Origin of the sequence: Mycolicibacterium sp. Y3 (assembly GCF_051188035.1) — a bacterium.
Taxonomy (GTDB): Bacteria; Actinomycetota; Actinomycetes; order Mycobacteriales; family Mycobacteriaceae; genus Mycobacterium; species Mycobacterium fluoranthenivorans.
In genome coordinates this window covers 382,726-408,330 of sequence record NZ_JAVQLT010000001.1, presented here as the reverse complement: position 1 = coordinate 408,330, position 25,605 = coordinate 382,726, and the positions used below count along the sequence as shown (strand labels likewise).

Genomic DNA, 25,605 nt, shown 5'->3' with positions numbered 1-25,605 from the left:
TACGACCATGATCGGGACCATCATCAGCGCTCTCGTCGTCGGATTGATCATCGGCGCCCTGGCTCGGCTTGTCATGCCGGGCAAGCAGGACATCGGCATTCTCATGACCATCGGGCTCGGCGCCCTCGGCTCGCTCATCGGCAGCTGGGCGACCTACCAACTGGGCTACCACAACGCCAACGGTGGGTGGGAGATCATCCCGTTCGTCGTCGGTATCGCCGTGGCCGCCGCGCTGATCGCGGTGTACCTGGCCGTCCGCGGCCGGTCGCATCACGTCACGCACTGATACTTCCGCGACACCGAAAGCCCCGGCCACGGTCGGGGCTTTCGCATGTCCGGACTTCACCCGAAGATCACCAACCTTTTTCTTGACTAATTCCAGATAAGGGGCGAGACTCGACTGCGTGGGTACGGCAGAGGAATTCCAGCAGATGCTGCGGGACGCCTCTCTGCGCGTCACCCGTCCCCGGGTCGCCGTGCTGGGCGCCGTGCACGGTCATCCGCATGCCGATACCGACACGGTCATCCGTTCGGTGCGGGCGGACCTTCCGGAGGTGTCGCATCAGACGGTGTACGACGCGCTCAATGCGCTGACCGCCGCGGGTCTGGTACGGCGAATCCAGCCGTCGGGTTCGGTGGCTCGCTATGAGTCCCGAGTCGGGGACAACCACCACCATGTGGTGTGCCGAAAGTGCGGCGTGATCGCCGACGTCGACTGTGCGGTCGGCGAGGCGCCGTGTCTGACGGCATCCGACGACCTCGGTTTCGCGATCGATGAGGCCGAAGTCATCTACTGGGGCGTTTGCCCCGATTGTGCTATCGCACAAACTGTTTGATCACCTGTAGTCAGTCCGACAGCCCCGGAAAGGTTTCACATGCCAGAGACATCCCCACCGATCGGTGAAGCCCAGACAGAACCCGCCGAGAGTGGTTGTCCCATGCTCATCAAGCCGCCCGTCGAGGGTGGCAGCAACCGCGACTGGTGGCCCAACGCGGTCAACCTGAAGATCCTGCAGAAGGATCCCGACGTCATCAACCCGCTGGACCCGGACTTCGACTACAGCGCGGCCGTGCAGACCCTCGATTTCGATCAGCTCGCCGCTGACGTCGACGCCGTGATGACCGATTCGCAGGACTGGTGGCCCGCGGACTTCGGGCACTACGGACCGTTCTTCATCCGGATGTCCTGGCACGCCGCCGGCACCTACCGGGTCGCGGACGGCCGCGGTGGCGGCGGTAAGGGCATGCAGCGGTTCGCGCCGCTGAACAGCTGGCCCGACAACGTCAGCCTGGACAAGGCCCGCCGTCTGCTGTGGCCGGTGAAGAAGAAGTACGGCAAGAAGCTGTCCTGGTCCGACCTGCTCGTGTACGCAGGCAACCGCGCCCTGGAGAACATGGGCTTCAAGACCGCGGGCTTCGCGTTCGGCCGCCCCGACTACTGGGAGCCCGAAGAGGACATCTACTGGGGTGCCGAGCACGAGTGGCTGGGCTCCCAGGAGCGCTACGCCGGTGCAGGCAAGGACCGGACCAAGCTGGAGAACCCGCTGGGCGCCAGCCACATGGGTCTGATCTACGTCAACCCCGAAGGCCCCGAAGGCAATCCGGATCCGGTGGCCGCGGCCATCGATATCCGCGAGACGTTCGGCCGGATGGCGATGAACGACGAAGAGACCGCAGCCCTGATCGTCGGTGGTCACACCTTCGGCAAGACCCACGGCGCCACCGAGGTGGAGAACGGCGTGGAGCCCGAAGCCGCGCCGCTGGAGATGCAGGGCCTGGGCTGGGCGAACTCGGGTGTGGGCAACGAGACCGTCAGCAGCGGTCTCGAGGTGACCTGGACCCACACGCCCACCAAGTGGGACAACTCGTTCCTGGAGATCCTCTACGGCAACGAGTGGGAGCTGTTCAAGAGCCCCGCGGGTGCCAACCAGTGGCGGCCCAAGGACGGCGGCTGGGCCAACTCGGTACCGATGGCCCAGGGCAACGGCAAGACTCATCCGGCGATGCTCACCACCGACCTGTCGATGCGGATGGACCCGATCTACGGCGCCATCACCCGGCGCTGGCTGGATCACCCGGAGGAGCTGGCCGACGCGTTCGCCAAGGCCTGGTTCAAGCTTCTGCACCGTGACCTGGGGCCGGTCTCGCGCTACCTCGGGCCGCTGGTGCCCAAGGAGACCTGGCTGTGGCAGGACATCGTGCCCGCCGGCCAGAAGATCGGCGATGCCGATGTCGCGACGCTCAAGGCGGCCATCGCCGAGTCGGGACTGACGGTGCCGCAGCTGGTGTCGACCGCGTGGAAGGCGGCCGCGTCCTACCGGCACAGCGATATGCGCGGCGGCGCCAACGGCGGGCGGATCCGGCTGCAGCCGCAGCTGGGCTGGGAAGCCAACGAGACCGACGATCTGGTCCCGGTGATCGCCAAGCTGGAGGAGATCCAGGCCTCCGCCGGCGTGCCCGTGTCCTTCGCCGATCTGGTTGTGCTGGCCGGCAACGTGGGTGTCGAAAAGGCTGCCAAGGCAGCCGGATTCGATATCACCGTGCCGTTCACCTCCGGGCGTGGCGATGCCACCCAGGAACAGACCGACGTCGAGTCGTTCGCCTACCTGGAGCCCAAGGCCGATGGCTTCCGCAACTACGCGGGCAAGGGTCTGCCGCTGCCGTCGGAGTACGTGCTCATCGACCGGGCCAACCAGCTGAACCTGTCCGGCCCGGAGATGACGGTGCTGATCGGTGGCCTGCGGGTGCTGGGCGCCAACTACCAGGGCACCGACCTCGGTGTGCTCACCGACAAGCCGGGGCAGTTGACGACCGATTTCTTCGTGAACCTGCTGGACATGAGCACCAAGTGGACGCCGTCCTCGGCCGAGGACGGCACCTACGTCGGCACCGACCGGGCCACCGGTGCGCCGAAGTGGACCGCCAGCCGCGTCGACCTGCTGTTCGGGTCGAACTCCCAGCTGCGGGCCCTGGTTGAGGTGTACGCCGAGGACGACGCGAAGGAGAAGTTCGTCAAGGACTTCGTCGCCGCGTGGACCAAGGTCGCCAACGCCGACCTTTTCTAGGCGATCTGTTCTAACTGCAGCCCCTCGATCCAGGCCGGTCCCTTCGGGGGCCGGCCTGGACCGTTTCACGGCGCAGGCGTGAAGTAGTGGCCCTGTGCCAGATCTTCCATCAGGCCGATCTCGGTGGGCTTCCAGCCCAACGCTTTCCGGGTGTGCACGCTGGAGGCCGCCACATCGAGGGCGAAGAAGGCGCCGAGCCAGCCGAAATGGTCGGGCTGTGCCGAGCGCACCGGCAGATCGAGATGGGCGCCGATCGTCTCGGCGATGACCCGGGTGGGGATGCCCTCCTCGGCGACCGCGTGCACGATGCTGCCGGCCGGGATATCGCCCTCGAGCGCCAGCCGGAACGCGCGCGCCGCGTCGAACCGGTGGACCGCCGGCCACCGGTTGGCCCCTTCGCCCGGATAGGCCGCCACCCCGGTCTCGCGGGCGATGTCGATGAGCCGCGGCACGAAGCCGTGATCACCCTTGCCATGCACGGTCGGCGGCAGCCGCACGGCGACCGCGCGGACCCCGCGCTGCGCGAAGCCGAGTGCGGCCGCTTCGGACTGCCGGGGAATTCCGGGCGATGCCGGATCGGCCTCGGTGATCAGCCCGGCGGATCTCACCACCGCCATCCCCGAGGTGACGACCAACGGGCGGTGCGAGCCGGCCAGCGCCTCGCCGAGGGCCGCTATGGCGGCTTGATCCATTGCGCTCGCCCGTTCGAAGTCGGTGAAATCGTGGTGGAACGCCAGATGTGCGACAGCGTCGGCGCCCTCGGCCGCTGCCCGCAGGCCGGCGAGGTCGGTGAGGTCGCCGCGGTGCGGGACGGCGCCCGCGCCGGCGACGGCGTCGGCCGACTCCGGTGACCGGGCCAGGCCGGTGACCTCGTGACCAGCGCCGACCAGCTCGGCAACGACCGCCGATCCGACGAAGCCGGATGCTCCGGTGACGAAGATACGCATGTGATCCTCCCAGTGATGTCAGTAGCTGTCATGGGGTTAACGTCGATGACAGTCGCTGTCATTCCCCCGGGCTAGGATCTCTGCGTGAGCCGGTGGCAGCCCAACGCCCGTGGCCGTCTCGAGGAGGCGGCACTCGAGCTCTACGCGTCGCACGGTTTCGATGCGACGACGGTGGCGGAGATCGCCGCACATGCCGGGCTCACCGAACGCACCTTCTTCCGGTACTTCGCCGACAAGCGCGAGGTGCTGTTCTCCGGGCAGGCGGTGCTGATCGAATCGATGACCGGCGCGGTGGCCGGGATGCCCGCGGGCACCGCGCCCCTCGACGCGGTGGGCGCCGGACTGGATGCGGCGGCGCGCATCATCGGTGGCCGGCGCGACGGTGCCCGTCGCCGGCAGGCGGTGATCGACGCCAATCCCGGTCTGCAGGAACGGGAGCTGAGCAAGCTCGCGACATTGGGCGCTGCCCTGACCGAGGCGCTGCGGGGCCGCGGGGTGACAGAACTGACGGCGCGGGTCACCGCGGAGGCGGGTATCGCGGTGTTCAAAGTGGCATTCGAGCGGTGGATCCAGGCCGAGGAAAGCGAGCTGACGGAGGCCGTCGAGGACGCGCTCGAGGCGCTGAAGGTGCTGAGTGCGAACGGCTAAAGCCGTTCCCTTACAGCGGGAATCGGCCTAGCATCAAGGGGTGTCATTCCCGGTATGGGCCGGCGAATGGGGAGCCGCTCCGCACCGGGCGTACGGGCGGTCGCAGTCGCTGAGCAGACGGCAGGCACGGCACTGGAGCCGGCGGTTCTCCGGGGTCGGGGTCACCATTTCCGCGCCCCGGCTGCGGGAGTTGGTTGCGGGCACCGCCGAAGTGGGCCACGAGGCGACCGATGCGGAAGTGACAGACGTGCGGTTCGCGCTCACCGCCCTCGATATCGAGGAACAGCGACACCAGGCCACGATGCGGCGCGCCCGCGCGAGTGCCGTGCAGGCGGCGATCTTCGTCGCGGTGGCGCTGATAGCGCTCAACGCGATGCTGTGCCTGGCCTACCTGATGCTCAGCGCGGTACCGCACTGACGCCGGGGCACATCGCCGCGCGGATCACCTCGAAGTCGCTCTGCTCAATCGGGAACAGCCCGAACCGGAACCGGTAGCCCCAGCGCGCCTTGTCGACGATGAAGTCCAGCCGCTCCAGGAGCGGACGGATGGGAGTCTCGGTACACGTCACGAACTCGACCCGGCGTCGCCAGTGCTCGTTGTCGGCCTGATACGGCGCGTCGTCGGACACCCGACCCAGCGCCGTGAACGCTTGTAGCGGTGCACCTTCGGGGTAGTCGGTCTTCGGTGAATAGAAGGCGATCCAGTCATCGCGAGCCAGTTTGCGCAGCCCGTGCGCCTTGCCGTGGTTGGCCTGGGTGAAGCCGCCGGCGACGCCGCGTTCGACGTGACCGCGACTCACGGTGTTGATCCAGTACGTCATGCCCGCAGGGTAGGCGCGGGCCCCGACAGGTTCAGTCGTGCTTCTTCTTGCCGAACGGCAGCACGTGGACGACACCCACCACGATGGCGCCGACGACGAGGCCGACGACGGCGGAGGCCGCAGTGTTCGTCAGCCAGGCCAGCAGGCCGCCGATGCCCTGCACCGCGTGGTGCACGAAGTCCTCGGCGTGGTGCACCAGACCGTAGGGCGCATGCCAGCCGAGATTGTCGGTACCGGTGAGCAGGATGTGCCCGCCCACCCACAGCATCGCGACGGTGCCGATGGTCGACAGCGCGGCCAGCACCTTCGGCATTCCCGTGACCAGGCCGCGGCCGATCTTCTGGGTGAAGCGGGATTGCCGCTGCGCCAGGCTGAGCCCCACATCGTCCATCTTGACCAGAACGCCGACGACGCCGTAGACGGCGGCGGTGATCACCAGCGCGACGATCACCAGGATGATCAACCGCGGTACGAACGGCTGATGGGCCACCTCGTTGAGCGCGATCACCATGATCTCGGCGGAGAGGATGAAATCGGTCCGGATGGCACCGGCCGTCATCGCCTTCTCGTCGACCGCCCCGGCGGACGCGTCCGCGTCGTCAGACCCGTGCGCGTCGTGATGCAGGAACCGGCCCAGCACCTTCTCGGCGCCTTCGAAACACAGATAGGTCGCGCCGATCATCAGGATCGGTGTCAGCAGCCACGGTGCGAACTGGCTCAACAGCAGCGCCGCCGGGAGGATGAACACCAACTTGTTGCGCAGTGACCCGATGGCGATGCGTTTGATCATCGGCAGTTCGCGGTCGGCGGTGATGCCGTGGACGTACTGGGGCGTCACCGCGGTGTCGTCGATCACCACGCCCGCCGCCTTGGCCGTTGCCTTGCCCGTGGCCGCGCCGATGTCGTCGATGGACGCGGCCGCCAACCGGGCCAGGGCGGCGACGTCGTCGAGTAGTCCGAACAGCCCGGCGCTCATGCCCGAAGGGTACCCGGTATGCAGGAACCGCTCAGGCCGGGCAATAACAGAGCGGCTGCTCTGTTATGGTGGCACCATGGCCCGCCCGCGCGTGTACGACCCGGACGCCGTCCTCGACGCCGTCGAGACGCTGGTGGTCCACCAGGGTCCGGCGGCCGTGACCGTGCGCGCCGTCGCCACCGCCGCCGGCATCTCGAACGGCGCGCTCTACCACAGCTTCTCGTCGCGGTCGGAGCTACTGGGCCGGGCGTGGCTGCGGGCCGGTAACCGGTTCCTGCAGGTTCAGGACGCCCTCATCGACCAGGCACCGGACCCGGTGGCCGCTGTGATCACCGCCGCCGGAGCGCCCGCGGTGCTGGCGGACCGCTACCCGGATTCCGGTCGTCTGGTGCTGACCGTGCGACGCGAGGACATCCTGGATGCCGAGCTGCCCGACGAACTGGCCCGCGAACTGCACCACCTGCAGACCCGGTTGGTCGACACGATGGTGCGACTGGCCGACGGGCTGTGGCACCGCCGCGACCGCGCCGCGGCGGACACCATCACCACCTGCGTCGTCGACCTGCCGACCGCCATCCTGCTCACCCGCGATCGACTGGCCAGCCCGACCGCCCGCAATCACCTGAGCGCGGCCGTACGCGCCGTGCTCGAAATCGGACCGCCACCCCTGAAAGGAACCCGACCATGACAGCCACCCTCGAATACACCGACAAGATCGCCGTGCTCAACCTCGGTGACGACGAGAACCGTTTCACCCCAGACTTTCTCGATACCGTCAATGCACATCTGGACAGCGTGCTCGCGGACGGGGCCGCCGGGCTGCTCACCACGGCGAGCGGGAAGTTCTACACCAACGGGCTGGACCTGGACTGGCTGGCGGCCAACGCCGACCGCACCCCGTGGTATGTCGGACGGGTGCAGGGCCTGCTGGCCCGGATGCTGACCCTGCCCATCCCGACCGCCGCCGCGATCGTCGGGCACGCGTTCGGCGCCGGGGCGATGCTCGCCGTCGCGCACGACTTCCGGGTGATGCGTGCCGACCGCGGCTTCTTCTGTTTCCCCGAGGCCGATATCCGCATCCCGTTCACCGACGGGATGGCGGCGCTCATCCAGGCCAAGCTCACCCCGCAGGCCGCCGTCGCGTCGATGACCACCGGCCGCCGGTTCGGAGGTGTCGACGCACAGGCCTACGCCATCGTCGACTGCACCGCCGGTGAGGGTGCGGTCGACGGTGCCGCTCTCGACATCCTGCGGCCGCTGGCCGGGAAAGACCCCGGCACGCTGGGGGCGATCAAGCAGACCATGTTCGGTGCTGCCGCCGAAGTCCTCAGGGCCGGCCGGTAGCCCGGTCGACAGGGGGCGCAACGGTATCCCGGTGACGGTGGCCGCCGCGGCCCCCTGGTAAGGATTGATCATGGGAACCAATCAGCGCGCCGCGATCGTGATGGCCGATGACGAGATCACCGAGTTCATCGAGCGCAGCCGCACCGCCACGATGGCGACGGTGCTGCCGAACGGCCGGCCCCACCTGGTGGCGATGTGGTACGCCGTCCTCGACGGTGAGATCTGGTTCGAGACCAAGGCCAAATCGCAGAAGGCGGTGAACCTGCGCCGCGATCCGACCATCACCGTGATGATCGAGGACGGGTTGACCTACAACACTTTGCGCGGAGTGTCGATCGACGGCACCGCGGAGATCATCGACGATCCCGAGACCAACCTGCGGGTCGGCATCAGTGTGTGGGAGCGCTACACCGGTCCCTATACCGACGAGATGAAACCCTTTGTGGACCAGATGATGAACAACCGGGTCTGCATTCGGGTGGTGGAGTCGCGGCGGCGCAGTTGGGATCACCGCAAGCTGGGCTTGCCGGAGATGCCGGTCAGCGGCAGCACCGCCCAGTATCTGGCTAGCGACTCGGCGGCGGGCTGAAGCCGCCGCTGGTCACCGCGGTCGCCATGCCACTGCCGATCGGTCCGCTGCGATCGAACAACGTCGCGGTCCCGGTCGCGACGCCGGCACTGCTGTAGTGGGTCAGCGCGGTGAGACCGATATCAGGTCCGACGGGCAGGCGGCTCAGCGTCAAGGTGTAGTCGGCGTTGATGTAGTGCAGCCCGCCCGGCCCGAAATGCGTCAGTGAGCTCACCACGTCGCCGGCCATGGCCGCCCGGGTGAACGGTGTCATCGGTTCGGCGTCGACCACCGGTGCCGTGTTGCGCACCCATGCGTGTTTGGGTCCGGTGTGCTGCCAGGCGGTCAGATCCGAACTCGGTTCCGACCCGGCTCCGTGCGCGACGATCGGCATCGGCCGGTCGTCATCGTGGTCGGGCGGCGGCGCGGCCGGGATGGCGATCTCGGATGTCCAGATATCGGTCGGGGCGGGCTCGCCACGGCGCAGGAACACGGTGCTGGCCCGCGCCACCATGACGTCACCTTGAAATGCCTGAGCATCAACAACTTTGATGCGTTTGCCGGAGCGGACCACTTGGGTGCGCACCGCGACCGGCTCGAGTGCGGCAGGCCGGAAGAGGTCGACGGTGAGCCGGGCCGGTTGCATCTGCGGGTCGCCCGCGTCGCGGTCGAGGACGAATCCGAGCAGACCGCCCAGCACGTTGCCGCTGATGGTCTGACCCCACGGGCCCTGGGCGAGCGGCGTCGGCGCGAACCCGTTCCCGGCGGTCCGAAAGTAGGCCGCGGGCAAGCTCACTCGGGGTTCTTCGCGATGTATTGGGTGACCATCGAGCAGTACGACTCGATGGACAGCCCGGCGGCACGAGTGGCCGCCACGATCTCGGCGACCAGCTGCGTCCCCAGGCCCCGTCCGCCGAATGCGGGATCGATCTCGGTGTGCGTGAACACCCGTACGCCGTCGCGGTCGTGGAAGTCGACCAGACCGACCTGCCTGCCGTCCAAGGAGATGGTGAACCGGTTATCGCCGGGTGTCACCACGGCTGCCGTGCGTTCAGCGCTCACGGGGTTTGAGCCTAGCTCCGGGCAGCACGGGCGCGGGCAGTCGGGGGAGTGCACCGGAATAGCCCTCGACGGCGCCGAACCGTGCATCCCCGGCCTGCCAGGCCTCGCGGTATTGCACGATGTCCTCGTGGCTGCGGCCGACGAAGTTCCACCACATGACCAGCCGCTCGGGAAACGGCGGACCGCCCAACAGGATCAGCCGTGCCGGCGCGTCGGCGCGGTTGACGATCTGCAGCCGATCGCAGCCGGGGGATTGGTAGGCGAGATCGGCGACCTGCAATTGATCGCCGGCGACCTCGACCTCACCCTGGTCCAGCAGCGCACCGTGTTCGAAATCCGGGTCGACGTCCAACTCGATGGTCGCCCCGGGGGCCACATCGATTTGGGCGCCCAGCAGCGCGGTGGCGGTGGACACCGGCGAGCGGCTTGCGCCCAACTCGCCGAGGAACACCCGCAGCGTGGCACCTCCGATGGAGACGGCGGGCGGGGCATAGTGCGCGAAATCGCGGCCGCCGTCGCGGGCCGTGTCGGGTAGCGCCACCCACAACTGGACGCCGTGCAACACGGTGGTGGCCGCGGTCGACACCTCGGAATGGCAGATCCCCGCACCGGCGGTCATCAGGTTCAGCTCACCGGGCCGGACCATGGCGTGCACCCCGGCGCTGTCACGGTGTTCGATCTCACCGCTGAAAAGCCAACTGACGGTCTGCAATCCGGTGTGCGGGTGGGGCGGGACGTCCATCCCGGGACCGCCACGGACGTCTTGGGGCCCGTAGTGGTCGGCGAAACACCACGCCCCCACCATGGAGCGTTCCTTTGCGGGCAGTGTGCGCCGCACCGTCATCGCTCGCGGACCGCCCAGCGGCACCTCGCGAGCATGTAACACCCCACTGAATCGCGATGCGCCGCAGTCGACTTCATCCGGGTTCGCATCCGCGTTGCTCACGCTGCCACAGTAGCCCCGGCGTGCGGCAGGGAGCAGAAGTTTGGGGACGGTACCGGCATGGCGCCTCTCGGCAAGTGGTCGCTCGAGGCGACGATTCTGATGTGGTACCCGGGGCATGACCGGCACCGTCGGACTGTTCAACGGGCCGGGGGCCGTGGGTATTCCGTCGGTGGCGCGGTGAGCAGTATCACCGCGGCGGCCACTCCCGCGGCAATCAACGCGGCGGTAAAATTACCGGCAAGTAACTTTAGGGAGACCGGAACCACATGCAAAAGCGTGTCAGGGTGACTGCGGCCGGACTGGGCGCGGTGATGGCGGCGCTGTCGGCGGTTTTCCCGGTGGGTACGGCCGCGGCCGACGCCACCATCATGCCGTTCACCAGTACCGTGCGGGCCTGCGATTACACCCCGGCGGAGCGCACGTGGGCCACCGGTTATGCGCGACCGCTGGCGCATGTGCGGACCGAGGGCGACACGCTCGTCGTCGATGTCGAGTTGTTGACCGCACGACCCGACACCCAGTACTTCGCCCGGGTGTTCCAGATGCCGCGTGCCTCGAACGACTGCGGTGTCGCCCCGGTGTTGCTGCAGACCGACGGGGTCGGCACGGCGCACGCGACCATCCGCACGGCGATCAATCCGGGCGCTACCGGAGTCTGGATCTCCGTCGAACGTCCCAGTGCGTATTCGCAGCAGCCCGCGGAGGCGTACACCACGGACTTCATCGCCAAGATCTGAGGGCCGAGAAGGCCACTCCCGCTACCGGCCCCTCGAATGCGGTAGCGGGAGCAGCCGGTCTCAGGCCGACTCGAGGTAGAGCCGGCGTGCCCGGACGGGATAACCGTTGCGTTCGGCCAGCGATCGCAGCTGCCGTAACGCGAAGGTGCGGCCGCGTCCTCCTTCGGGGATGACGATGCCTGCCCACAATCCTTCGGCACGGGGCAGTTCGCAGGCTTCCCTCGCGCAGGCCCAGCGGCGCGGGCACATCCGGCAGATCGTTTTCGCATCCTCGTCGGCCGCCGAGGTCCAACGCTCGGGATCCCGCGTGCACTCGCCGATGGGCAGTCCGTCTGCGCTCAATGGGCTCATGGTGATCCTCCTGTCGGCGGCGGGTCTGCCGCATTGCAGACGAATGTAGAACACAAACTGTAGCGATGCAACAGTTTGACGGGCGACGGAGTTTCGACCCCGGTTGAACTGTTTGCGCTGGAAAGTAGCGAGAAATGCTTACATCGATGCAATTCAGCAGCTCGGATGCAACGTAAGTAAGGGTGTCGATGCAACAGTTTTATGGCGAGTTGTAGATGGTGCCGCTGTAGTTTCGCTACTATTGCCGCACCGAGTCGCATCCGGTCCAGGGTTCAGGGAGGTCACGCGCGTGGTCGAACCCGACCCTGGCGAAGACCCGGGAATGGTCCGTGCCGGTGCCGCCGCCGCCGCCCGTCGCCGCGAACTCAATGTCAGTCAGCGCAGCCTCGCGGCCGAGGGGGTCATCAATGCGGGCGCCCTGATCGCCTTCGAGAAGGGCCGCAGCTGGCCGCGGCAGGGCACCCGGGCCAAGCTCGAAGCGATCCTGCAATGGCCGCCCGGCGCCATCGAGCGCCTGCGCCGGGGCGAACCGGCGGAGGCGCGGACCGAGCGTCGAACGGCCGCGGATGAGATCCCCCTGATCGCGCAGGCGGTGACGGCGGCGGCGAACACGTTCGGGTCGACGATCACCGCCCTGCCCGACCCCGAGCACCCGGAGTTCATCCCGCGTGCGACCGCGATCCTGTCCGATCTGCGTCAGTTGGAGGCGGTCGCCGCCCGGGCCACCCGGATCCAGGTGACACCCGCGCTGATCCGGGCGCTGAGTACCGTCCGCAATCTGATGGACGAGCTCACCCTGCGTGCCGCAGCCGCCCCGGGAGCGACCCTGGGGCAACGGCTCTACGCGACGCGCAGACGGGCCAACCTCACCATCGCCGAGACCGCGCAGGCCGCCGGACTACCCGAGGACGTCGTCACCCGTGTCGAGGCCGAGGAGCAGGTGCCCGCCGACGCGTCGGCCGCCGTCGACGAACTCATCGCTCAGATCGACTGGCGCTGAACGACGAAGCGACCTGCAACGTGGTCAGAAGCGTTCCCGGTTCCGGTCGTCGGTGCGGGGAAAGTGGGCGGCCAGCGCCGCGGCGATCTCGACGAACTTTCGCCGGGTCTGCGGTGACATTCCCCTGGTGCCGGGTATCACTCCGCCGGGCCTGATCTGGCTGTCGAAGGGCACCTCGACCACGGCCTGGCCTTGCCCGGCGAACTGCTGGACCAAGATCGAGCGGGTGCGTTTGTCGGAGTGCCCGTCGGAGTCGTTGAGCACCACGACGGTGCGCTGCAGCAGGTTCGTGTGTCCACGACTGGCCAGCCAGTCCATCGTCTGCCCGGCCGCGGCGGCACCGTCCACCCAGGGCGAGGAGACCACGATCAGCGCGTCGAGATCGCGGAGCACTTCTTGGGTCACCGGAGTGTCCATGGTGGAACTGCAGTCGACGATCGAGATGGAGAAGTACCGGTCCAACCGTGAGGTCGCTTCCCGGTAGATGGCCGGGTCGAGGATGCGCCGGCGCGCGGGGCTGGCCTCGCCCGCCAGCACGAACAACCCTGCGGCGTTGTTTCCGACCCGGTTGCGGATATCGGCGAACGTGTCCAGATGCTGGTCGGACGCCAGCTCCCAGTATGAGCCGACCGCGCGCGGATCCACCCGGCTGCCCAGCTTCCCGAAGGCGGTGTCCGCATCGACGGCCACCACTCGGTCGTCAGGCCTCAGCTCTGCGAAAACCGAACCGACACTTGCGGATACGGTCGTCTTGCCGACGCCGCCTTTGCCCATGACCCCGATCTTGTAGTGGCCGCGCAGCACGCCGCGGATGCCGGCCTCGAGCTCGGCCTCCCGGATCTCGTCGGGCGAGGGGCCGAGGTTCACCAGCCCGAAGGTGAGCGTGTGCAGCGCGCGGCGCCAGCCACGGGTGGGTGGTGCGGGCCGGGTGGGAACCAGATCCCTGACCGGGATCCGGTCGGCGTACGACGAAGGAGCGGCCGGGGCGTACCCGGCGGGCGGCGGCCACGGGTGGCCCGGGTGCGGATGGCCGGGACCCTGGGGCGCCGGGCGCGGGGGCGGTGCAGCGGGTTGCGGCGGCCAGTCGGAACGGGCGGGCGCGGCGTGCTCGGGGCGGGAGTGGGCGGGCGGGTGTTCGGCTCGGAGGTGACCGGGAACGGGCTCGGGCCGCACGGCGGCGATCGGTCCGGTGTCATCACCGGCGTCGGACCGGTGATGCTGCGCGGGCGGACGCGACTCGTCGGGTGTGGGCGCCACGAAATCCACCGGCGGGTGGGCGGGCACAGCGGCAGGGGCCGGCGCCGCCGAGCGCGCCTTCGTGGTCGGCGGTTCGTAGTCGGATTCCTCCGGCCCGGTCCAACCGAGCTCGTGACGCAGCGCGTCGTCACGGTCGCTCACCGTGGTCCTCCTCCTGCGCAGTCACCCGACACGGACGTCAGGTCCCACCAGTATCAACCACGGCCCTCGGCGACGGGGTGAGGCTGCACCGGGCAGCAAACACATTGGCCTGGAGGTGCGGCGACTGCGCGGTGACGTTCGGCCGGCGCGTCATTGGTCGGCGCATCGGCGCCGCCGGTGCGGATACTATCCAGATAGGCCACTTGTAGTGCAGAAATGTGGCCCGACGGCGGACGGAAATTGGTGCGTGGGATGGCCGGAATCCGCTGTTATGGTCGTTTCCGGAGGCGGATGGACCTGCGATCCGACAGGTACCGGAATGGGGTTGGCAAAGTGAGATTCGGGCGCGCCGGATGGTTGGCGGGGGCACGGTGAGCACACGACCGACGCCCCCCGGCCCGTCGAGGAAGGACGGCGAGCTCACCGGCGCCCTCGTCGAGGCGGTCGGCTCGCACATCCTCGCGGGCGGTCAGTGGCTGCTCACCGAGATGAAGCGCACTCTCGGTGACGGTGATCCCGATGACGGGCGGGCGTTCGGCGCGGCGGCGGAGGGATTCCGCAGCGCGGACGCGGAACTCGGTGGGGTGGTCGCCGCGGACCACTGGGCGGGGGAGGGGGCGGACGCCTACGCAGACCAGAACGCCCGGCAGCGGCTGCGCGCGGAATCCGTGGCCGACGCCGACCGCGAGGTGCACCGCGTGCTGGCCGGCGAGGCCTACCAGGTGAGCTTTCACCGCAGGCAGATCGACGAGCTCTACAACTGGCTCGGCGAGCTGTCGGAGTACACCCGATGGCTGGATCTGGTGCCGCGGTACGGCGACGCGGCCAAACTTGTGGTCGAGAGCGCAGCGGTGCACACGGCGCTGGCATCTGCGGGGTTCGAGGTCGCCAATATGCACCAGGAGGCCGCAGACAACGCGGACAAGCTGAAGGATCTCGTCGGCCGCTACCAGGCCATCGCCGCCGGCGCGGAACTGCCTGACGGTGGGTTCGGCGGACCCGGCGGTGCCGAGGATCTCGCGGAGTCGACCGGTGTGGACACCGCCGACCAACCGGGTCCGCCGGCCGCACTCGCCGGTCTGTTCGGGATGGTGGGCGCGCTGCCCGCGCTGGCCACGGCGTTCACCGCCCCGCTGGCCGCGCTGCTCGCCCCCGCCGGAGGGCTTGTCGCCGCGGCGGTGCAGGCGGCCGCGCAGGGTGTGGCGGCCGGCCCGCGCGAGCACCAGGCCGAGGACGAGGACGAAAGCGAACCCGAGCCGTCCTCGAGGGCTGTTCCGGATGAGCTAATTCACGTCCGCGCAGAAGACAGTGGTCCTGGCGCCTCCGACCCGGCTAACGTTAACCCCGGCCATACGCCCGTATCGGACGCCGCCACGCCATCACCTGGGAGGTAAGACCACGTGTCTGACGATCTGCGCGTCACCACCGCGTGCTTACGTGGCCTGGCCGCCGTCCAAGAGCGCGCCGCCGGTGAACTCGCCGCCGCCACCGCAATGCCCGAGGCAACGCCGCCGGCCGTGCGCGCCACCCACGGTGTGGTCGCCTCCGCGACCGCCGCGGCGCTCGCGGCTGTACAGGCGGCCCGCACGGACGCCGGCACGCGGATGGCGTCGGTGTCGCAGGGTCTCGGTGTCCGGCTCGGCGAGTCGGCCGGGCGGTATGACCGCACCGATGAAGCGCAGCGGTCGGCTCTGGACCGGCAGATCGCAGGGGGCCGGTGATGACGAGCTTCCACCGCGAACCCACGCACTACGACGACGTCGTCGCGGTGGAGGTCACCATCGACGGAATGCTGGTGATCGCCGACCGGCTCAACCTGGTGGAGTTCCCGACCTCGTTGGGCATCCGGCCCAACATCCCGCAGCCCGAACTCCGTGACCTGGTGTGGGAGCAGGTCGCGCGCGACCTCACGGCGCAGGGCGTGCTCGACGTCTTCGGTGCACCGCACCCCGAGGTGGCGGCGATGACCGACACCCTGGCCCGCCCGGACAGGACCCTGGAGGGCCGGTGGTGGCGTCGCGATGTGGGTGGGAAGATGGTGCGATTCGTGGTGTGTCGCAAGCGGCTATCAAGATCTGCTGGGCCGGTCGTGTGTGGTGATCAACCACGTCACACCGGGCAAGACCAACATCGACGTGGAAGACCTCGTGCAGCAGTTCGAGCGACATGTCGCACCCGGCCGGGTCATTGTGCTGCCCTGGGACAAGCACATCGCCGCCGGCACCGAGATCCAGCTCGAACTGCTGGGCCGCACATTCCAGCGCCGGATCGTGGAACTCGCTGCGGCGCTGTCCGACGACTTCGACCGCCTCGAACGTCGTTGACCGCCACCTCCACCGGTGCGGCCGCACCCGCGTCCTCGAGTGTGACGCCCGGCCGCCCGGCAACGACCCGAGTCACCATCCTGACCGGACGCCGTCTCACGGACCTGGTGCTGCCGGCCGCCGCATCGATCGAGACCTACATCGACGAGACGGTGGCCGTACTGGCGGATCTGCTGGATGACACACCGGCCGAGGTGCTGGCGGGGTTCGATTTCAAGGCGCAGGGCGAGTGGGCGTTCGCACGGCCGGGTGCTCCGCCGCTGAAGGCCACCGAGTCGCTCGACGATGCGGGCGTCGTCGACGGATCGCTGCTGACCTTGGTGTCGGTCAGCCGCACCGAGCGCTACCGGCCGCTCGTCGAGGACGTCATCGATGCGATCGCCGTACTCGACGAATCCCCGGTGTTCGACCGCTCCGCGCTGAACCGGTTTGTCGGGCTGGCGGTTCCGGTCGTGTCGACGGTCGTGGTCATCACCGCTCTGCTGGCCTGGTCGCAGTCCGGCCACGGCTGGTGGTGGACCGTGGCGCTGGGCGTGCTGGGGCTGGGTCTGCTCGGCGGCAGCATGCTCTCGAAGAGCCGGTTCGGCAATGTCGACATGACCGAAAGTCTGTTGGTGGCAGCGCTTCCCGCGCTGGCGGGTGCCGTCGCGCTGGCGGTGCCGCTGCCACGGGATGCCGACGGTCTCGGCGCCCCCCAGATCGCCGCGGCGGCCGGCGTCGTCCTGCTCTATGCCCTGGCCACCCGGGGCGGCCCGCGCAGGCGTGCGGATCTGGCGTCCTTTCTCGCGGTGGCGGCGACGGCCCTCACCGCGGCGGCGGTCGCCTACGGGTACGGCGCCCAGGACTGGGTGCCTGCCGGGGCCATCGCCTTCGGCCTCATCGTGGTGACCAATGCGGCCAAGCTGACGGTGGCCGTTGCGCGTATCGCGCTCCCGCCGATCCCGGCGCCGGGGGAGACGGTGGCCAACGATGAACTGCTGGACCCGGTGTCGCACCCCGACGGCGCCGACGAGGAAAGCCCGACGTGGCAGGCGATCATCGCCTCGGTCCCCGAATCGGCCGCGCGCCTCAGCGAGCGCAGTCAGCTCTCCAAGCAGCTTCTCAACGGTTTCCTCACCGCGGGTGCGGTGGTGTTGGCCGCCGGCGCGATCGCGGTGGTGGAGCAGGGCCACTTCTTCGTGCACAGCCTGATCGTGGCCGCACTGGTGGCCGCGGTGAGTGGCTTCCGCTCCCGGCTGTACGCCGAACGCTGGTGCGCCTGGGCCCTTTTGGCTGTCACCGTGGCGGTACCGACCGGGGTGATGATCCGGCTGTGCCTCTGGTACCCGCACTCGGCCTGGTTGGTGCTGGCCGTCTACACCGCGCTCGCGGTGGTGGCACTGATCATCGTCGGCGCCACCGCCGATGTGCAGCGCGTCTCACCGGTCACCAAACGCATCCTGGAACTGCTCGACGGCGCGGCCATCGCCGCGGTGATCCCGCTGCTGCTCTGGATAGCGGGCGTCTACGACCTGTTGCGCAATCTCCGCTTCTAGACGGCTTTGACCGGGTCGATGCCCAGGTCCTTGTAGGTGACCAGAGCGACGAACGGCACCCCTTTACCGCCGAACAGTTCGGCGGCCACGTCGCCGCGGTCCACCATCGGGATGACACCGGTGACCACGGCGCCGACCTGTTGCACCCGCTCGTACGCCTTCTCCGTCGACCCGCCGGTGCTGATCACGTCGTCGACCAGCAGGACCCGGTCACCCTCCTTCAGGCGGGTGCCCTCGATCCACTGCTCACGCCCGCGCTGCTTCTGCTCCTTGCGTACCGAGAACCAGGCCTTGCCCGTCACCATCGCAATACCGTGCGCCAACGGGTCCGCCCCCATGGTCAGACCGCCGACGGCGTCGAACTCGATACCGTTCAGCGCCGCCAGATCAGCCACCGCCCGGCTGACGATGGTGAGCCGCTCACCGTTGTCGATGGCGTACTTGCCGTCGATGTAGTCGTGGCTCAGCTGGCCGCTGACCAGCCGGAACGGTTCTTCACGCCGTTCGTGGGCGCGGGTGCGGATCAGGTCGAAGGCCGCCTGCCAGGTGTCCGGTCGCTGCATACCCGGAATCGTATTGCACCGGGCACGCAGCGCTCAGGCCCGCCGGGCCCGATGCGTCAATTCGACTGAGGCCGCGCGCAATTCACCGATGGAGTTGATGGGCTCGGAATAACCGGCCCGGGTGTAGGCCATGCCCCGCGGAGTGAGCACCCGCAGGTCCAGGCCATAACGGTCGGCGGCGGTGCAGGTGACGGCGGTGGCGTCCGGGTAGCCGCCGAGGGTTTGGGCGATGGCCGTCAGTGCGTCGGCGTGGTCGGCGTTGAGATGGGCGATGGCGCCGGCGGCATGCGGGGACACCGGATCGGGTTCTGCGGCGGCGTAGTCGGCACCGGTGGTGGAATCCATCCGACCGTAACCCCCGACCCAGCGGACCCGCTGCACCTGCAGCACCCAGAGGGTGAAGTCGCTGTAGTCGATGTAGTACTTGGCGGCGGGCACCGCATCCAGATGTGCCTGCCGAGCGGCGTCGAGTTCGGCGCCGGTGGGCCGGGTGACCACCCCGGCCAGGGTGATCCGGCCCGACGCCAGCGGGTCCTCCGGCGCGTCCGGCGCCACGATCGAGATGCTGGCCCGCTGATCACCGGCCAGGTTGCGGCCGTGCTCGGCCATATTGGACACGCACAACACCGGCGCACCGCCCACCAGGCCGTAGGTGATGAACGACGCCCACGGGTCGCCGTCGGCGGTGAGGGTGGCCAGGGTGCCGGCATTGGTGGAGGAGGCGATGGTGCGGGCCTCTTCGGCCGCCGACGGCCGGGTCGCGTTGACGACGGGGGTCAGGGCCGGCGGGATGCTCGGGGCGTCGCCGGGGTCGCCGTGATCACGCAGGGTAGAGCTTTGGTCAGCCACGTCGGCACCATACCCACAAACTCCCGGGGTGTACGAAGATCAGCAGTCGGGTACGGATGGATACGTGGCTTTGGTGAATCTTGCGTTCGACACGTGGCTGCCTGCGCAGCGCTGGTACTCGGGACGCGGCAGGCAACTGCGCGCGGTGGTGCCGGCGCAGACGGTGCAGCTGACCCACGATCTGGAACTCGCGCTGCTGGACGTCGGCTACACCGACGGCTCGGTCGAGCAGTACCAGGTGCTGGTGCGGTGGCAGGACGGAGACGGCCGCGATGACCCCGCGCTGATCGGCGTCGACGGTGACCGCGCCGGCTATGACGCGATGGCCGATCCCGCCGCGGCAGGCATCCTGCTGAATCTGCTGGAGGCGTCCGAGACCGTCGGGCCGGTGACCTTTCGCCTGGAGCCGGGGGCGGTGCTCCCGGCCGACCGGGTGGGCCGCCGGCTGGGTGCCGAACAGTCCAATACCAGCGTCGTGTTCGGTGAGCAGGCCATCCTCAAGGTATTCCGGCACGTCATCGCCGGTATCAATCCCGATATCGAACTGACCCGCGCCCTGGCCGGCAACCCACATGTGACCCCGCTCCTGGGCTGCTACGAGCTGGCCGGCGACGGTGAGCCGTATGCGTTGGGAATGCTCACCACCTTCGCCGCCGGCTCGACCGACGGATGGGACCTGGCCCTGGCCGCCGCCGGAGACTCCTCCGTCGACTTCGACGCCGATTCCTACGCCTTGGGTCAGGCGGTCGGCAGTGTGCACGCGGCACTGGCCGGCACGCTCGGCACCTCGACCGCACCGTTCCCCGTCGACACCTGGGTTCGGCGGTTGCGCGGCGTGGCCGCTGCGGTGCCCCAGCTGCATGACTACGTCCCGCGGATCGAAACCCGCTATCGCGCCCTGACCGATGCGCCGAGCACGGTCCAGCGGATCCACGGCGACCTGCACCTGGGTCAGGTGCTGCGCACCCCGAGCACCTGGCTGGTGATCGACTTCGAAGGCGAGCCGGGCCAGCCGCTGGCGGATCGCCGCCGCCCGGACTCGGCACTGCGCGACGTCGCCGGCATGCTGCGGTCCTACGACTACGCGGCACGCGGCACGCGGGCGTGGGTGGACCGCAACTGCGCGGTGTTCTGCGACGGCTACGCCGCCGTCAGCGGCACCGACCCGCGCCACGAGGCCGCGGCGCTGGCGGCCTACGAACTGGACAAGGCGGTGTACGAGGTCGGGTACGAAGCGCGGTACCGCCCGGACTGGTTGTCTATCCCGCTGGCCGCCGTCGGCAGGATCGTGGCCGGATAGCCTCGCGCCGACGTCACCGACCCGCAGCGTCCTCGCGGCGGACTCACAGGTTCGCTCACGGTCGGGATGGCTGACTGTTGGGCGTGACCTACCTTCGGGCCAAGGCCGACCTGGCCGTGCTGCTGATCGGCACTGCCGTGCTCTATCTGTGGAATATCACCGTCAACGGGATGGGCAATCAGTTCTATGCTGCGGCCGCGCAGGCTGGGTCGGTGAACTGGGAGGCGTTGTTGTTCGGGTCGTTGGATCCGCACAACTTCATCACGGTGGACAAGCCGCCGGTGTCGCAATGGGTGATGGGTCTGTCGGGTCAGCTGTTCGGGTTCAGCAGTGCGAGCATGCTGGTGCCCGAGGCGTTGATGGCGGTCGGGTCGGTGTGGCTGCTCTATGGGGCGGTGCGCCGGATCGGTGGGCGGTGGGCCGGGCTGCTGGCCGGTGCGGGGTTGGCGTTGACGCCGGTGGCGGCGTTGATGTTCCGGTTCAACAATCCCGATGCGGTGATGGTGTTGTTGATGACCGCGGCGGCGTATTGCACGGTGCGGGCCCTGGAGCGGAATGGCTTGCGGTGGATGGCCTTGGCCGGTGTCGCGCTGGGTTTCGCGTTCCTGGCCAAGATGCTCGAAGGGTTGCTGGTGCTGCCGGCGATCGGGGCCACCTACTGGCTGGCCGCGCCGGTGTCGTGGCGCGCCCGAGCCGCGCACACGGCGGCCGCGCTGGGGGCGTTTCTGGTCTCGGCGGGCTGGTACGTGCTGCTGACGCTGGCGTGGCCGGCGTCGTCGAGGCCGTATCTCGCCGGTTCCACCGATAACAACTTCATGAACCTGGTGCTGGGCTACAACGGTGTGGCCCGTGTCCTGGGTAGGCACAGCGAGACCAGTTTCGGATCGATGGGAATCCAGGGCGGCAGCGTCGGCAGCTGGGGTGGCCAATCGCAGGGACTGGCACGGCTTTTCAACGGCGAGTTCGGCTTCGAGATCGGCTGGCTGCTGCCCGGTGCGTTGTTGGCCACCGTGCTGGTGCTGGTGGAACGGGGCCGGGCGCCGCGCACCGACCGGGTGCGGGCGGGCGCCGTGCTGTTCGGCGGCTGGCTGCTGGTGGACGGATTGGTGCTCAGCTTCATGCACGGCACCGCACACGCGTACTACTGCCTGTCGGTGGCTCCCGCCGTGGCCGCGATGTTCGCCCTCGGTGTGCGCCGGATGTGGGAGTGCCGGGACACCTGGTTCGGCCGGTTGGGTTTGACGGCACTGCTGGCCGGTACCGCCGGCTGGGGATGGTGGTTGCTGCACCGAAACCCGCACTGGCTGCCGGTGGTTCGCTGGGGCATCGTCGTGCTGGCGGTCGCCGGTCTGGCGTTCTGGATTCGCAAGCCGGTGATCGCGCAAGGGGCACTCGTGCTTGCCCTCTGCGCCGCGCTGCTCGGGCCGACCGCCTACGCCGTGGCGACCGTCGCCAACGCGCACCAGGGCGGCGGGCCGTTGGTCGGCCCGCACCGATCGGGTAAGGACACCGGTATGTGGGGCCGCGACGCCGACACCCCCGCACTGGAGGCGCTGCTCTCGGCCAGCGCCGCGCCGTGGTCGGCGGCCATCGAACGCTCCTCCAGCGCAGCCGGTTTGGAGCTGTCGACGCATACGGCGGTGATGGCGATCGGGGGCTTCTCCGGAACAGACCCGGTGCCGACACTGAAGCAGTTCCAGGATGACGTGGCGGGCCACCAGATCGGGTACTACCTCGTCGAGAAGGCGCCCGGGCACGGGCCGTCGCTGAACACCCGCGCTCACGGTGACATCACGCAGTGGGTGGCCGCGCACTTTCCGGCTCAGCTCATCGGATCCACGACGGTGTACGACCTGTCAGGCCGATAGTGCCAGCGGCAGCCCGGCCGGCCGGATCACCGAGTCCACCCGGCCGGATCACCGAGTCCACCCGGCCGAACCGGGCTTTCGCTTTGGCCAGCACCAGGTTGCGCTGGGAGTCGTCGGCGGCCAGCAGCAACAGACGATCCGCGGGCTGGTCGTGCAGTATGCGTACCAGCGCCGCGGCGTGCCGGTCGGTGGCGACCACGCGGCAGCCGTCGGCCAGCAGCGCGCGGGCGGTGCGGTATCCCTCGGTGGTGCCGGCGTCCAGCACGATGACGACTCTGCCTGCGCTGTCACGATTCTCGGTGCTCATGACTCAACTCAACGCCGTGAATCTGGGTGCGCGATATGTGCTGAATATGTCTTACCGCACCAGGCGGCGTAGCAGCGCCGACGCGGTGGCGATGCTGAGCACGGCCGCGACGATCAGGACCGCGATATCGAGCCAACCGTTGGTGGGCGTGCCGATCAACAGGCCGCGCAACGCATTCACCTCGTAGCTCAGCGGGTTGACCGCGGAGAGCCAGCGCAACCACTGCGGCATCACATCCACCGGGTAGAGCGCGTTGGAGGCGAAGAACAGCGGCATGGTGATGGCCTGGCCGATGCCCATCAGCCGGTCGCGGTGCCGGACCAGACCCGCCAGGGACATGGACAGACAGGCGAAGAACGCCGATCCCAGCACCACCACGCCCATCGCGCCGAGGATGCGTAGCGGGTTGACGGTCATGTGCACACCCAGCAGGTAGGCCAGGCGCACCACGCCGATCACCTGCACCACCGAGCGCACACCTGCGGCGAAGGCCTTCCCGGTGACCAGTGCCGACGGTGGTGCCGGGGTCACCATGAGCTTGGCCAGGATGCCCGCGTCGCGGTCCCAGATGATCTGGATTCCGTAGAAGATCGAGATGAACAGGGCGGACTGGGCGATGATGCCCGGGGCCAGGAAGGCCAGGTAGTCGACGTGGCCGGTATCGATGACGCGCAGCCGGCTGAAGGTCTGCCCGAAGATCAGCAGCCACAGCGCCGGTTGCACCATGCGGGTGAACAACTCGGTGCGGTCGTGGCGCAGCTTCTGTAGTTCGACCAAGGAGAAGGCGCCGATGCGCATGGCCAGTCCGCGCAACCGGCGCCAGCCCCGCGGTGCCCGGACCAGGGTGAGTGTTTCAGCTGACACGGCGTGCCGTCCGTCGAGCGGCCTGAACCTCACGCAGGCCCGCTTGCGTGGGCTCGTCGAGATCGGATCCCGCGTAGTGCCGGAAGACGTCTTCGAGGGTGGCGGTGGGGCTCACCGTGGCTTTGAGCTCCGCCGGAGTGCCGATCGCCTGTAGCCGGCCGTGGTGCATCAGTGCCACCCGGTCGCAGAGCGCATCGGCTTCGCCCATGTAGTGCGTCGTGAGAAGTACTGTCATGCCGAAGTCCGCCTTCATCCGGCCGACCTGCTCCCACACGCTGTCCCGCGCGATGGGGTCCAGGCCCACGGTCGGTTCGTCGAGTAACAGCAGTGACGGCCGGTTCACCAGGGCCTGTGCCAATTCCAGCCGACGGACCATCCCGCCGGAGTAGGTTCCCGCCACATTGTCGGCGACGTCGGCGAGCTGCATGGCGTCCAGCGCAGCGGCGACCCGCTCGGCCCGTTCGCGGCGCGGCACATCGTAGAGCCGGGCGAACAGCTCCACGTTCTGCCGTCCGGTGAGCGCTGCCTCGATGGAAAGTTGTTGCGGGACATAGCCGATGTTGAAGCGGATGTCCATGGTGTCGCGTCGCGCGTCCAGCCCGAAGATCCGGACGTCGCCTTCTTGCACGGGGGCCAGCGTGGTGAGTACCCGGATCACGGTGGTCTTCCCGGCGCCGTTGGGGCCGAGAAGGCCCACCGTCTCGCCGGTGGACACCTGCAGGTCGAGTTCGTGCACGGCGGTGAACTGGCCGTAGCGATGGGTGAGCCGGCGGCATTCGATTGCCGGCGGGGTGGTGGTCATGGCTGCCTTTCCTGGAGTATCCGGGTCAGTTCGGCGAGGACCGTCAAACCTTTTGCGAGTTGGTCGATCTGGGAGGGGTCGAGTTCATCGAGGGCATCGGCCATCGCGGCACGGCGGGCGTGGCGCGAGTCGTCGGCGATGCGTTGCGCCGGCACCGCCAGGCGCAACCGTCCGACCCTGCGATCGGCGTCGTCCACCTCCCGGATGAGCAGTCCGTCCGCGGCGAGCCGGGAGACCAGGGTGGAGGCGCTGTTGGCAGCCAGGCTGAGTTCGGTGGCAGCCTCCCGCACCGAGATTCCGGGCTTGCGCCCGACCAGCCGCAGCAGCTCGGCCTGGGATTGGGTCAGCCCGGACCGGTCGAATCCGCCGCCCCCGGTCGAGCGGCGCAACTGTCTCCGGAATCGCCCCACCACACCGAACAGTTCGGTGACGAGGTCGTCGTAGGCGTCCACCGTCACATATTACCTCTGTTACAGAGGTAATATCGATTGGTCGAACATCTTGACGCGCTGCCCCATGATGAAGTGGTGCACGAGAACCGGACCCTGCTGCTCGACACCGACGGCGGCGTCGCCGTCATCACGTTGAACCGGCCCGAACGGCGCAACGCCGTCGGTGACGGGATGCGTGCGGAGTTGGCCGACGCCTACCGCCGGTGCGATGCCGACGACACGATCCGTGCTGTGGTGCTCACCGGTGCACCGCCCGCCTTCTGTGCAGGCGCCGATCTCGGAGCCGGGGACCAGACCTTCGCCGAACCGGGAGCGGGGTTCAGCGCCGCCGGGATCGAGGTGCCGGCCTGGAGCCTGGACAAACCGGTGATCGCGGCGGTCAACGGCCACGCCATCGGTCTCGGTCTGACGCTGGCTCTGCAGTGCGATATCCGGATCTTCGCGGCCGACGCCCGTTATGGCGTCGTGCAGGTACGACGCGGTGTGGTAGGCGACGCGTATTCGCACTGGGTGCTGCCCCGGCTGGTGGGAATCTCAGCGGCCGCGGAAATCCTTTTGACCGGAGCAACTTTCGACGGCAGGCAGGCTGTGGATATGGGGCTCGGGAGTAGGGCGCTCCCCGCGGCAGAGGTGCTGCCCACCGCAAGGGAGATCGCCCGCGATATCGCCGAGAACACCGCGCCCATGTCGGTTGCCGCGAGCAAGCGGCTGCTGTGGGATTCGTTCGGGCTCACGCGCGAGCAGGTGGGTGCTAGGGAGACCGAGATCCACCGGCAGGTGATGGCCCACGAGGACGCCCGTGAGGGTGTGCGCGCGCATCTCGCGGGGCGGGCGCCGCGGTGGACGGGTGCTCCGGTGGATCCGACGCGCTGAGTTCT

General features: G+C 68.7%; 30 protein-coding genes and 1 pseudogene. 17 read left to right on the top strand and 14 right to left on the bottom strand.

Going from position 1 to position 25,605, the window contains the following annotated elements:
- The first annotated feature begins 7 nt into the window (after window positions 1–7).
- From QN239_RS01990 to katG, 3 genes are all read left to right on the top strand, one after another.
- Entirely contained in the window at window positions 8–286 is a 279-nt protein-coding gene (locus QN239_RS01990; RefSeq protein ID WP_187097394.1) for a GlsB/YeaQ/YmgE family stress response membrane protein, read from the top strand.
- A gap of 145 nt (window positions 287–431) precedes the next feature.
- Complete coding sequence (locus QN239_RS01985; RefSeq protein WP_181953126.1) at window positions 432–836, top strand: Fur family transcriptional regulator; 405 nt, start codon at window positions 432–434, stop codon at window positions 834–836.
- 39 nt (window positions 837–875) lie between these two features.
- Window positions 876–3,065 carry a catalase/peroxidase HPI gene (katG, locus tag QN239_RS01980; RefSeq protein ID WP_499007943.1) on the top strand — a complete coding sequence of 730 codons (2,190 nt, stop codon included), beginning with the start codon at window positions 876–878 and terminating at the stop codon, window positions 3,063–3,065.
- Between the two features lie 65 nt (window positions 3,066–3,130).
- Here the strand turns inward: katG and QN239_RS01975 are convergent, their stop codons facing one another.
- Complete coding sequence (locus QN239_RS01975) at window positions 3,131–4,012, bottom strand: SDR family oxidoreductase (RefSeq protein WP_499007941.1); 882 nt, start codon at window positions 4,010–4,012, stop codon at window positions 3,131–3,133.
- 84 nt (window positions 4,013–4,096) lie between these two features.
- Between QN239_RS01975 and QN239_RS01970 the strand changes: the two genes are divergently transcribed.
- Complete coding sequence (locus QN239_RS01970) at window positions 4,097–4,660, top strand: TetR family transcriptional regulator (protein WP_499007940.1); 564 nt, start codon at window positions 4,097–4,099, stop codon at window positions 4,658–4,660.
- 40 nt (window positions 4,661–4,700) lie between these two features.
- Window positions 4,701–5,078 (top strand): hypothetical protein, encoded by a 378-nt coding sequence (locus QN239_RS01965; protein ID WP_499007939.1) that lies wholly within the window; start codon window positions 4,701–4,703, stop codon window positions 5,076–5,078.
- Here QN239_RS01965 and QN239_RS01960 read toward each other — a convergent pair.
- Together QN239_RS01960 and QN239_RS01955 are read right to left on the bottom strand one after the other, a co-directional pair.
- Window positions 5,059–5,481 carry an EVE domain-containing protein gene (locus QN239_RS01960; protein ID WP_499007938.1) on the bottom strand — a complete coding sequence of 141 codons (423 nt, stop codon included), beginning with the start codon at window positions 5,479–5,481 and terminating at the stop codon, window positions 5,059–5,061. The genes QN239_RS01965 and QN239_RS01960 overlap by 20 nt on opposite strands.
- Window positions 5,482–5,512: 31 nt before the next feature.
- Entirely contained in the window at window positions 5,513–6,457 is a 945-nt protein-coding gene (locus tag QN239_RS01955; protein WP_499007937.1) for a DUF808 domain-containing protein, read from the bottom strand.
- A 76-nt stretch (window positions 6,458–6,533) separates the two neighbouring features.
- On the opposite strand from QN239_RS01955, the gene QN239_RS01950 reads away from it, so the two are divergent.
- From QN239_RS01950 to QN239_RS01940, 3 genes are all read left to right on the top strand, one after another.
- Window positions 6,534–7,145 carry a TetR/AcrR family transcriptional regulator gene (locus tag QN239_RS01950; RefSeq protein WP_499007936.1) on the top strand — a complete coding sequence of 204 codons (612 nt, stop codon included), beginning with the start codon at window positions 6,534–6,536 and terminating at the stop codon, window positions 7,143–7,145.
- The gene (locus QN239_RS01945) at window positions 7,142–7,801 is read left to right on the top strand and encodes an enoyl-CoA hydratase-related protein (protein ID WP_499007934.1); all 660 of its coding nucleotides are present in this window, start codon (window positions 7,142–7,144) and stop codon (window positions 7,799–7,801) included. Before QN239_RS01950 ends, QN239_RS01945 begins: the two co-directional genes overlap by 4 nt.
- A gap of 70 nt (window positions 7,802–7,871) precedes the next feature.
- Complete coding sequence (locus QN239_RS01940) at window positions 7,872–8,390, top strand: pyridoxamine 5'-phosphate oxidase family protein (protein WP_499007932.1); 519 nt, start codon at window positions 7,872–7,874, stop codon at window positions 8,388–8,390.
- Here the strand turns inward: QN239_RS01940 and QN239_RS01935 are convergent.
- Genes QN239_RS01935 through QN239_RS01925 form a run of 3 tightly spaced genes read right to left on the bottom strand, consistent with a single transcriptional unit; the run spans window position 8,368 to window position 10,377 of the window.
- Window positions 8,368–9,165: an acyl-CoA thioesterase domain-containing protein gene (locus QN239_RS01935; RefSeq protein WP_499007931.1), complete on the bottom strand. Its 798-nt coding sequence runs from the start codon at window positions 9,163–9,165 to the stop codon at window positions 8,368–8,370. The genes QN239_RS01940 and QN239_RS01935 overlap by 23 nt on opposite strands.
- Window positions 9,162–9,431: a GNAT family N-acetyltransferase gene (locus tag QN239_RS01930; protein WP_499007929.1), complete on the bottom strand. Its 270-nt coding sequence runs from the start codon at window positions 9,429–9,431 to the stop codon at window positions 9,162–9,164. Before QN239_RS01930 ends, QN239_RS01935 begins: the two co-directional genes overlap by 4 nt.
- Window positions 9,421–10,377 (bottom strand): pirin family protein, encoded by a 957-nt coding sequence (locus QN239_RS01925; protein WP_499007927.1) that lies wholly within the window; start codon window positions 10,375–10,377, stop codon window positions 9,421–9,423. Before QN239_RS01925 ends, QN239_RS01930 begins: the two co-directional genes overlap by 11 nt.
- Window positions 10,378–10,643: 266 nt before the next feature.
- Here QN239_RS01925 and QN239_RS01920 point away from each other — a divergent pair, with 266 nt between their 5' ends.
- The gene (locus QN239_RS01920; RefSeq protein ID WP_499007925.1) at window positions 10,644–11,114 is read left to right on the top strand and encodes a cupredoxin domain-containing protein; all 471 of its coding nucleotides are present in this window, start codon (window positions 10,644–10,646) and stop codon (window positions 11,112–11,114) included.
- Between the two features lie 60 nt (window positions 11,115–11,174).
- Here the strand turns inward: QN239_RS01920 and QN239_RS01915 are convergent, their stop codons facing one another.
- Window positions 11,175–11,465 carry a WhiB family transcriptional regulator gene (locus QN239_RS01915; RefSeq protein ID WP_090364731.1) on the bottom strand — a complete coding sequence of 97 codons (291 nt, stop codon included), beginning with the start codon at window positions 11,463–11,465 and terminating at the stop codon, window positions 11,175–11,177.
- Between the two features lie 322 nt (window positions 11,466–11,787).
- Here QN239_RS01915 and QN239_RS01910 point away from each other — a divergent pair, with 322 nt between their 5' ends.
- Window positions 11,788–12,465 (top strand): transcriptional regulator, encoded by a 678-nt coding sequence (locus tag QN239_RS01910; RefSeq protein WP_499016500.1) that lies wholly within the window; start codon window positions 11,788–11,790, stop codon window positions 12,463–12,465.
- 24 nt (window positions 12,466–12,489) lie between these two features.
- Here the strand turns inward: QN239_RS01910 and QN239_RS01905 are convergent, their stop codons facing one another.
- On the bottom strand, window positions 12,490–13,863 hold the full coding sequence (locus QN239_RS01905; protein ID WP_499007923.1) for a MinD/ParA family ATP-binding protein: 1,374 nt from the start codon (window positions 13,861–13,863) through the stop codon (window positions 12,490–12,492).
- Between the two features lie 371 nt (window positions 13,864–14,234).
- Here QN239_RS01905 and QN239_RS01900 point away from each other — a divergent pair, with 371 nt between their 5' ends.
- From QN239_RS01900 to eccD, 4 genes and pseudogenes are all read left to right on the top strand, one after another.
- The gene (locus tag QN239_RS01900; protein WP_499007922.1) at window positions 14,235–15,257 is read left to right on the top strand and encodes an EspA/EspE family type VII secretion system effector; all 1,023 of its coding nucleotides are present in this window, start codon (window positions 14,235–14,237) and stop codon (window positions 15,255–15,257) included.
- Window positions 15,258–15,263: 6 nt separating this feature from the next.
- Window positions 15,264–15,584, top strand: coding sequence for a type VII secretion target (locus QN239_RS01895; RefSeq protein WP_499007921.1), 321 nt, complete (start codon window positions 15,264–15,266; stop codon window positions 15,582–15,584).
- Window positions 15,584–16,045, top strand: a pseudogene (locus QN239_RS01890) (ESX secretion-associated protein EspG); the annotation flags it as partial. The gene QN239_RS01895 and the pseudogene QN239_RS01890, both read left to right, overlap by 1 nt.
- A 138-nt stretch (window positions 16,046–16,183) precedes the next feature.
- Window positions 16,184–17,722 carry a type VII secretion integral membrane protein EccD gene (gene eccD / locus QN239_RS01885; RefSeq protein ID WP_499016499.1) on the top strand — a complete coding sequence of 513 codons (1,539 nt, stop codon included), beginning with the start codon at window positions 16,184–16,186 and terminating at the stop codon, window positions 17,720–17,722.
- On the opposite strand, the gene pyrE is transcribed toward eccD, so the two are convergent.
- On the bottom strand, window positions 17,719–18,285 hold the full coding sequence (gene pyrE, locus QN239_RS01880) for an orotate phosphoribosyltransferase (protein ID WP_499007920.1): 567 nt from the start codon (window positions 18,283–18,285) through the stop codon (window positions 17,719–17,721). The genes eccD and pyrE overlap by 4 nt on opposite strands.
- Window positions 18,286–18,318: 33 nt before the next feature.
- On the bottom strand, window positions 18,319–19,134 hold the full coding sequence (locus QN239_RS01875) for a HugZ family pyridoxamine 5'-phosphate oxidase (protein WP_499007919.1): 816 nt from the start codon (window positions 19,132–19,134) through the stop codon (window positions 18,319–18,321).
- 73 nt (window positions 19,135–19,207) lie between these two features.
- Between QN239_RS01875 and QN239_RS01870 the strand changes: the two genes are divergently transcribed.
- Both QN239_RS01870 and QN239_RS01865 read left to right on the top strand, forming a co-directional pair.
- Entirely contained in the window at window positions 19,208–20,434 is a 1,227-nt protein-coding gene (locus tag QN239_RS01870; RefSeq protein WP_499016497.1) for a maltokinase N-terminal cap-like domain-containing protein, read from the top strand.
- Window positions 20,435–20,517: 83 nt separating this feature from the next.
- A complete protein-coding gene (locus tag QN239_RS01865; protein ID WP_499007918.1) occupies window positions 20,518–22,302 on the top strand; it encodes an ArnT family glycosyltransferase in 1,785 nt (594 codons plus the stop codon).
- Here QN239_RS01865 and QN239_RS01860 read toward each other — a convergent pair.
- Genes QN239_RS01860 through QN239_RS01845 form a run of 4 tightly spaced genes read right to left on the bottom strand, consistent with a single transcriptional unit; the run spans window position 22,262 to window position 24,727 of the window.
- Entirely contained in the window at window positions 22,262–22,609 is a 348-nt protein-coding gene (locus QN239_RS01860; protein ID WP_499007916.1) for an SDR family NAD(P)-dependent oxidoreductase, read from the bottom strand. The two genes, QN239_RS01865 and QN239_RS01860, sit on opposite strands and share 41 nt — an antisense overlap.
- 51 nt (window positions 22,610–22,660) lie before the next feature.
- Complete coding sequence (locus QN239_RS01855) at window positions 22,661–23,407, bottom strand: ABC transporter permease (RefSeq protein WP_499016496.1); 747 nt, start codon at window positions 23,405–23,407, stop codon at window positions 22,661–22,663.
- A gap of 55 nt (window positions 23,408–23,462) precedes the next feature.
- Window positions 23,463–24,275, bottom strand: coding sequence for an ATP-binding cassette domain-containing protein (locus QN239_RS01850; protein WP_499007914.1), 813 nt, complete (start codon window positions 24,273–24,275; stop codon window positions 23,463–23,465).
- Window positions 24,272–24,727 carry a MarR family winged helix-turn-helix transcriptional regulator gene (locus tag QN239_RS01845; RefSeq protein ID WP_167154532.1) on the bottom strand — a complete coding sequence of 152 codons (456 nt, stop codon included), beginning with the start codon at window positions 24,725–24,727 and terminating at the stop codon, window positions 24,272–24,274. The genes QN239_RS01850 and QN239_RS01845 overlap by 4 nt, the downstream gene beginning before the upstream one ends.
- 72 nt (window positions 24,728–24,799) lie before the next feature.
- Between QN239_RS01845 and QN239_RS01840 the strand changes: the two genes are divergently transcribed.
- Window positions 24,800–25,600 carry an enoyl-CoA hydratase/isomerase family protein gene (locus tag QN239_RS01840; RefSeq protein ID WP_499016495.1) on the top strand — a complete coding sequence of 267 codons (801 nt, stop codon included), beginning with the start codon at window positions 24,800–24,802 and terminating at the stop codon, window positions 25,598–25,600.
- Window positions 25,601–25,605: the final 5 nt, after the last annotated feature.

Excerpts from the sequence above, each read along its gene's own strand:
- QN239_RS01955 (WP_499007937.1), bottom strand. The coding sequence starts at position 6,457 with ATGAGCGCCGGGCTGTTCGGACTACTCGACGACGTCGCCGCCCTGGCC.
- QN239_RS01950 (WP_499007936.1), top strand. The coding sequence starts at position 6,534 with ATGGCCCGCCCGCGCGTGTACGACCCGGACGCCGTCCTCGACGCCGTC.
- QN239_RS01860 (WP_499007916.1), bottom strand. The coding sequence starts at position 22,609 with ATGAGCACCGAGAATCGTGACAGCGCAGGCAGAGTCGTCATCGTGCTG.
- QN239_RS01910 (WP_499016500.1), top strand. The coding sequence starts at position 11,788 with ATGGTCCGTGCCGGTGCCGCCGCCGCCGCCCGTCGCCGCGAACTCAAT.
- QN239_RS01975 (WP_499007941.1), bottom strand. The coding sequence starts at position 4,012 with ATGCGTATCTTCGTCACCGGAGCATCCGGCTTCGTCGGATCGGCGGTC.
- QN239_RS01990 (WP_187097394.1), top strand. The coding sequence starts at position 8 with ATGATCGGGACCATCATCAGCGCTCTCGTCGTCGGATTGATCATCGGC.
- QN239_RS01915 (WP_090364731.1), bottom strand. The coding sequence starts at position 11,465 with ATGAGCCCATTGAGCGCAGACGGACTGCCCATCGGCGAGTGCACGCGG.
- QN239_RS01945 (WP_499007934.1), top strand. The coding sequence starts at position 7,142 with ATGACAGCCACCCTCGAATACACCGACAAGATCGCCGTGCTCAACCTC.
- katG (WP_499007943.1), top strand. The coding sequence starts at position 876 with ATGCCAGAGACATCCCCACCGATCGGTGAAGCCCAGACAGAACCCGCC.
- QN239_RS01855 (WP_499016496.1), bottom strand. The coding sequence starts at position 23,407 with ATGCGCATCGGCGCCTTCTCCTTGGTCGAACTACAGAAGCTGCGCCAC.
- QN239_RS01920 (WP_499007925.1), top strand. The coding sequence starts at position 10,644 with ATGCAAAAGCGTGTCAGGGTGACTGCGGCCGGACTGGGCGCGGTGATG.
- QN239_RS01940 (WP_499007932.1), top strand. The coding sequence starts at position 7,872 with ATGGGAACCAATCAGCGCGCCGCGATCGTGATGGCCGATGACGAGATC.
- pyrE (WP_499007920.1), bottom strand. The coding sequence starts at position 18,285 with ATGCAGCGACCGGACACCTGGCAGGCGGCCTTCGACCTGATCCGCACC.
- QN239_RS01850 (WP_499007914.1), bottom strand. The coding sequence starts at position 24,275 with ATGACCACCACCCCGCCGGCAATCGAATGCCGCCGGCTCACCCATCGC.
- QN239_RS01960 (WP_499007938.1), bottom strand. The coding sequence starts at position 5,481 with ATGACGTACTGGATCAACACCGTGAGTCGCGGTCACGTCGAACGCGGC.
- QN239_RS01985 (WP_181953126.1), top strand. The coding sequence starts at position 432 with ATGCTGCGGGACGCCTCTCTGCGCGTCACCCGTCCCCGGGTCGCCGTG.